Source organism: Streptomyces zinciresistens K42 (assembly GCF_000225525.1).
GTDB classification, from domain to species: domain Bacteria; phylum Actinomycetota; class Actinomycetes; order Streptomycetales; family Streptomycetaceae; genus Streptomyces; species Streptomyces zinciresistens.
On the sequence record NZ_AGBF01000288.1, the window covers coordinates 1 to 6,151 of the forward strand.

Below are 6,151 nucleotides of genomic sequence, written 5' to 3' on the forward strand. Positions count from 1 at the left end.
TGACGGGCCGCGCGGCCCTCGGCGCGTGTCGCGGGGGCGCGGCCGCCGGTCCCGGACCCGGGTCCGGTGCGGCGGGCCGCGCCCCCGCGTGCCCCTGCCCGCGGGCGTCACCGCCCGGCGGGGTGCCTACGGCAGCGTCAGCTTCAGCGCCGTCAGCAGGGTTCCCGGCGTGGTCCACGCCGAGCGCGAGCCCGCGTACGCGGTGCCGAACGGGCTGCTGGAGAGCAGCGACTGCTTCGTGGTGCCCTCCGGTGCGGTCACCGGGATCTGCAGCCCCGAGGGGGCGTTGACGGTGACGTCCTTGCCGATCCGGTAGGCCGTGACGGAGCCGTCGGCCACGGCGCTCTGCCAGGCGGCGCGGCGCTGGAACTCGGTGCCGATGGCGCTCTGCGCGAGGTTCTCCATCGGGGTGTTGTCGGCGAACAGCGCCCGGTAGTCGGCCAGCACCTTGTCCAGGACCGGGTAGAGCACGCGGTCCTCGGCCAGGTTGGACTGGTGGGCGTAGTGCGGCCGCGGGTCGTTGCTGATGGCGTGCCCGAGGGCGGCGCGGGCCTCCTGCGGGACGATGTAGTCGCGGTAGCCCGTGGCCGTGTCGAGCGGTGCGGCCATGCAGGTGGAGGCGGGGTTGTTCTCGCAGATGCCGCTGCCGCCGTCGGCCTTGGCCGTGTAGATCCAGTTGTACTCGTCGGCCATCTCCTTCTCGGTGCCCGCGTTGTAGTACACGTTCATCGGGTAGCGGGGCACGGTCAGCGCGGCACCGGCAGGACGCTGGCCCGTCTCACGGGAGGCGTCGGAGGCGATCCACCTGACGCCGTTGTCGGCGAGGGCGCCCGCGAGGTTGGGGTTGTCGTCGGGCTGCTGCGGCAGGGTCTTCAGCGCCGAGTGCTCGCCCGTCACGAGTTCCGAGCGGTCCACCGGGAGGCCCTTGGACACACCCCAGTCGTAGTTGTCGCGGATCTCCGCCGAGATGGTCGCGCGGCTGGCGTACTGCGGGGCGCCGCCGGTGTCCGTCGAGCACTTCCACGGCACGCTGGAGGTGTCCTGGACGCAGCCGAGGAAGGGGTGCCGGTAGGTGTGGTTGATCCAGCGGTACTGCGACCTGTCCGCGACGAGCTGGTCGGCGAAGGCGTCGGTGCCGCCGTTCTCGGACTTCCAGTCCTCGCCGGAGCCTGCGTTGTAGACCATGTCGAGCTTGAAGCCGCGCTCGCGCTGCCACTGGGCGGCGTAGCGCGCGTCCTCGGCGGTCATCCGGATCGGCGGGGCCTCCTGGCCACCGCCGCCCGTGCAGTCGATGTCGCCGGGCGTGCAGTTGCGCTCGGTGTCCCAGCGCGCGTCGGGGGAGAAGACGTCGTCGACGTGCACCGCGAAGTAGTTGCGCGCCTGGCCGAGATGGACGCCCTGGGTGAGCCATTCGACGATGCCCCGGGCCAGCAGCCGGAACTGCTGCTGGTACTGGTTGTAGGCGAAGGTCATCACCAGCTGGCGGCGTCCGTCGGCGGTGTACTCGCCGACCAGGCTGGCGCGGCCTGAGCCGCCGGGCACGGGGACGTCGACGAGGCTGGTGTAGCCGGCCCTGGGCCGGGCCGCGTAGCCGTAACTCTCCTGCACGGCCGGGTCGTTGTCCTCGAACGTGACGGCGCCGTCGAGATAGCCGAACACGCCGGCCCGGCCCTGGTCGGTCACCGCGGCCTCGGCCCCGTCGAGGGGCCCCGCGTAGCCGCCCTGGTTGGTGTACTCCAGGCCGACCGCCGGGTTCGCCCAGGTGTAGGCGTCGACCTGCGGGATGCCGTAGGTGCGTTCGTAGTTCTCCAGGGCGGTCTGCTCGGCCGAACCCGCTCCGAAGGGGGTCTCGTTGGGCAGGACGACGCCCTGGAACTTCGCCCGGGGTGTGCCGTTGACCGTGTCGCTGAGGTACGCGGCGGTGATGTCCGGGCGGTTCGCGCTGTTCAGGTCGACCGCGGTGTACGGGATGCCGGTGCTCTTCAGCTGGGAGGTGATGGCCTGGACCGGGCTGCTGCCGTCGTCCACGACCAGTACCTTGAGATCGATGCGCGGCTCGGCCGCCGACTGCGCGCCGGGAGCACCTAACCCCAGTGCGAGCAGGCCGGTCGTCACCGCGACGGCGGCCGTGTTTCTCCATCTGTGCGCTCTGAGCGCCATTGGTTCGCCCCTTCCCCCCTGAAGGATCCCCTTGTGGCCACATGTGTTGAATCGGCAAAGGATCCGTGGAAATCATGCAAAACGCCGAGCGGGTCACCCACCGGAACCTCACGAGTGTGACTCAGCTCACTCGACGGTGGGACCGGGAGAGGACGGGGACGCCACGAACGGGTGAACATCCGAAGGAATGAGCGAACACCCCCGCGAGCGTAGGCTCGGGCGCAGTGTTCGCCGTGCCGGGGAAGGCCCCGCCGACACCGCACCCTCCAGGTCGGAACTAGGGTCGGCCGTCGGGCCCGGTCGACCCACACCATTCGGCCATCGCAACTTCACATCGGAAGCGAGATTTCACCACCGTGACTGCTCTCACTCTCAGTACCGCCGCGGCGGCCGGCCTGCGCGCCGACGCGATCGTGATCGGTGTCGCCAAGGGTTCCGGTCCCAAGGCGCGGGGCCCGGTCCTCGCGCCGGGCGCCGAGGCCGTGGACAAGGCGTACGACGGCGGGCTCGCCGGCGTACTGGAGACCCTCGGCGCCTCCGGTGCCGAGGGCGAGGTGACGAAGCTCCCCGCGCCCGCCGGCCTCAAGGCCCCCCTGGTGCTCGCGGTCGGCCTGGGCGCCGCGCCCGGCAAGGACGCCGGATTCGGCGCCGAGGCGCTGCGCAAGGCGGCCGGCGTGGCCGCCCGCGCCCTCGCCGGCACCAAGAAGGCCGCGTTCGCGCTGCCCCTGGCCGACGGCGCGGCGGCCGGCGCGGTCGCCGAGGGCGTGCTGCTCGGCGCGTACTCCTTCGACGTCTACAAGGAGAACGGCAAGAACGGCAAGGGGGCCAAGGGGGCCAGGGGCGACAAGGGGGCCAAGGACGGCGGGGACGGCGGGGACGCCCGGCGCAAGGCGCCGCTCGCCGAGGCCGCGCTGCTCGGCGGCAAGCCCCGCGACAAGGAGTTCAAGGCCGCCGTCGAGCGTGCCGTCGCCGTCTGCGAGGAGCTGAACCGCGCCCGCGACCTCATCAACACCCCGCCCAACGACCTCAACCCCGAGTCGTTCGCCGCCATCGCCGAGGCCGCCGCCAAGGAGCACGGCCTGAAGGTGCAGGTGCTCGACGAGAAGGCGCTCGCCAAGGGCGGCTACGGCGGCATCCTCGGCGTCGGCGCCGGGTCCGCGTCGGGCCCGCGCCTGGTGAAGCTGTCGTACACCCACTCCCGCGGCGCCAGGACCCTCGCACTCGTCGGCAAGGGCATCACCTACGACTCGGGCGGCATCTCCCTGAAGCCGGCCGGGCACAACGAGACGATGAAGTGCGACATGAGCGGCGCCGCCGCCGTGTTCGCCGCGGTCGTCGCCGCCGCCCGGCTCGGCCTGGAGGTCAACGTGACCGGCTGGCTGGCGCTGGCCGAGAACATGCCCTCGGGTTCCGCGACCCGCCCCGGTGACGTGCTGCGCATGTACAGCGGCAAGACCGTCGAGGTGCTCAACACCGACGCCGAGGGCCGGCTCGTGCTGGCCGACGCCCTGTGGGCCGCCTCCCAGGAGAAGCCGGACGCCCTGGTGGACGTGGCGACGCTGACCGGCGCCATGATGCTGGCGCTCGGCAGCCGCACGTTCGGCGTGATGGCGAACGACGACGCGTTCCGCGCCGCCGTGGTGGGGGCGGCCGACGAGGTCGGCGAGCCGTCCTGGCCGATGCCGCTCCCCGACCACCTGCGCAAGGGCATGGACTCCCCCACCGCGGACATCGCCAACATGGGCGAGCGCATGGGCGGGGGCCTGGTGGCCGGTCTCTTCCTGCGGGAGTTCGTGGGCGAGGGCATCGCCTGGGCCCACCTGGACATCGCCGGTCCCGCGTTCAACGAGGGCGGCGCGTTCGGATACACCCCGAAGGGCGGCACGGGATCCGCGGTGCGCACCCTGGTGCGCCTCGCCGAGCGAGCCGCCGCGGGCGACCTGCGCTGACACCCGGCGGCGACGAGGGGGCTCCGCGCGCGGGCAGGGCGGAGCCCCCTCCGCCAGGAGCGCCGCCACCCCGCGCCCGGCCGGAGGTGGGACGTCTCACACACCGGCCCGGCGTCTCGTTCGGTGTGGACAAGTGCGAAGATGGGGCTCGGCAGGACAGGGCCCCCACCACAGGGCCGGAGAAAGAGCGGCCGGACACCAGCCGACCGACCGGTCAACCACCCGTAAGGGACAAAGGTGCCCGGCGTACGGCGCACATGCATGGAGGACGTGACGTGGCGAACGACGCCAGCACCGTTTTCGACCTAGTGATCCTCGGCGGTGGCAGCGGCGGTTACGCCGCGGCGCTGCGCGGAGCGCAGCTGGGCCTGGACGTCGCCCTGATCGAGAAGGACAAGGTCGGCGGCACCTGCCTGCACCGGGGTTGCATCCCCACCAAGGCCCTGCTGCACGCGGGCGAGATCGCCGACCAGGCCCGCGAGAGCGAGCAGTTCGGCGTCAAGGCCACCTTCGAGGGCATCGACATCGCGGGGGTCCACAAGTACAAGGACGGCGTGATCGCCGGACTGTACAAGGGCCTGCAGGGTCTCGTCGCCTCCCGCAAGGTGACGTACATCGAGGGTGAGGGCCGCCTGTCCTCCCCGACCTCCGTCGACGTGAACGGGCAGCGCGTCCAGGGCCGCCACGTCCTGCTGGCGACCGGCTCCGTGCCGAAGTCGCTGCCCGGTCTGGAGATCGACGGCAACCGCATCATCTCCTCCGACCACGCCCTGGTCCTGGACCGCGTGCCCAAGTCCGCGATCATCCTGGGCGGCGGCGTGATCGGCGTCGAGTTCGCCTCGGCGTGGAAGTCCTTCGGCTCCGAGGTCACCGTCATCGAGGGCCTCAAGCACCTCGTCCCGGTCGAGGACGAGAACTCCTCGAAGCTGCTGGAGCGCGCCTTCCGCAAGCGCGGGATCAAGTTCAACCTCGGCACCTTCTTCGAGAAGGCCGAGTACACGCAGGACGGTGTCAAGGTCACCCTCGCCGACGGCAAGGAGTTCGAGGCCGAGGTCCTGCTGGTCGCGGTGGGCCGCGGGCCCGTCTCCGCCGGCCTCGGCTACGAGGAGCAGGGCGTCGCGATGGACCGCGGCTACGTCCTGGCCGACGAGTACATGCGCACCAACGTGCCCACCATCTCGGCCGTCGGCGACCTCGTCCCGACCCTCCAGCTCGCACACGTGGGCTTCGCCGAGGGCATCCTGGTGGCGGAGCGCCTGGCCGGTCTGAAGGCCGTCCCGATCGACTACGACGGTGTCCCGCGGGTGACGTACTGCCACCCGGAGGTCGCCTCCGTCGGCATCACCGAGGCCAGGGCCAAGGAGATCTACGGCGCGGACAAGGTCGTCGCTCTGAAGTACAACCTCGCGGGCAACGGCAAGAGCAAGATCCTCAACACCACGGGTGAGATCAAGCTCGTCCAGGTGAAGGACGGTGCGGTGGTCGGCGTCCACATGGTCGGCGACCGCATGGGCGAGCAGGTCGGCGAGGCCCAGCTGATCTACAACTGGGAGGCGCTGCCGGCCGAGGTCGCCCAGCTCATCCACGCCCACCCGACGCAGAACGAGGCGCTCGGCGAGGCCCACCTCGCCCTGGCGGGCAAGCCGCTGCACTCGCACGACTGACCCTCGGTCGACCAGGCGACGACACAGACTTCCGCAATTCGTAAGGAGCAACCGAAACCATGGCGGTTTCCGTAACCCTTCCGGCGCTCGGCGAGAGCGTCACCGAGGGCACCGTCACCCGCTGGCTGAAGGCCGAGGGTGAGCGCGTCGAGGCCGACGAGCCCCTGCTGGAGGTGTCGACCGACAAGGTCGACACCGAGATCCCCTCCCCCGCCGCCGGGGTCCTGGCCTCCATCAAGGTCGCCGAGGACGAGACGGTCGAGGTCGGCGCCGAGCTGGCCGTCATCGACGACGGCTCCGGCGCCCCGGCCGCGGCCCCGGCCGCCGAGCCCGAGCCCGCGCAGGCCCCGGCCGCCGAGGAGCCGGCCCAGGCCGCGC

4 protein-coding genes are annotated in these 6,151 nt (G+C 71.7%); 3 read left to right on the forward strand and 1 reads right to left on the reverse strand.

What is annotated here, in order from left to right; translation table 11 throughout:
* Positions 1 to 126: 126 nt before the first annotated feature.
* Positions 127 to 2,160 carry a hypothetical protein gene (locus tag SZN_RS34650; RefSeq protein WP_043734699.1) on the reverse strand — a complete coding sequence of 678 codons (2,034 nt, stop codon included), beginning with the start codon at positions 2,158 to 2,160 and terminating at the stop codon, positions 127 to 129.
* 356 nt (positions 2,161 to 2,516) lie between these two features.
* Between SZN_RS34650 and SZN_RS34655 the strand changes: the two genes are divergently transcribed.
* The 3 genes from SZN_RS34655 to SZN_RS34665 all read left to right on the forward strand — a co-directional run.
* A complete protein-coding gene (locus tag SZN_RS34655; RefSeq protein ID WP_007504494.1) occupies positions 2,517 to 4,109 on the forward strand; it encodes a leucyl aminopeptidase in 1,593 nt (530 codons plus the stop codon).
* Between the two features lie 275 nt (positions 4,110 to 4,384).
* On the forward strand, positions 4,385 to 5,773 hold the full coding sequence (gene lpdA, locus SZN_RS34660; protein ID WP_007504496.1) for a dihydrolipoyl dehydrogenase: 1,389 nt from the start codon (positions 4,385 to 4,387) through the stop codon (positions 5,771 to 5,773).
* Between the two features lie 59 nt (positions 5,774 to 5,832).
* Positions 5,833 to 6,151: biotin/lipoyl-containing protein (locus tag SZN_RS34665; RefSeq protein WP_007504498.1), on the forward strand; the 319-nt coding region annotated here is incomplete at its 3' end.

Coding starts and splice junctions, on each gene's coding strand:
- SZN_RS34650 (WP_043734699.1), bottom strand. CDS start 2,160: ATGGCGCTCAGAGCGCACAGATGGAGAAACACGGCCGCCGTCGCGGTG.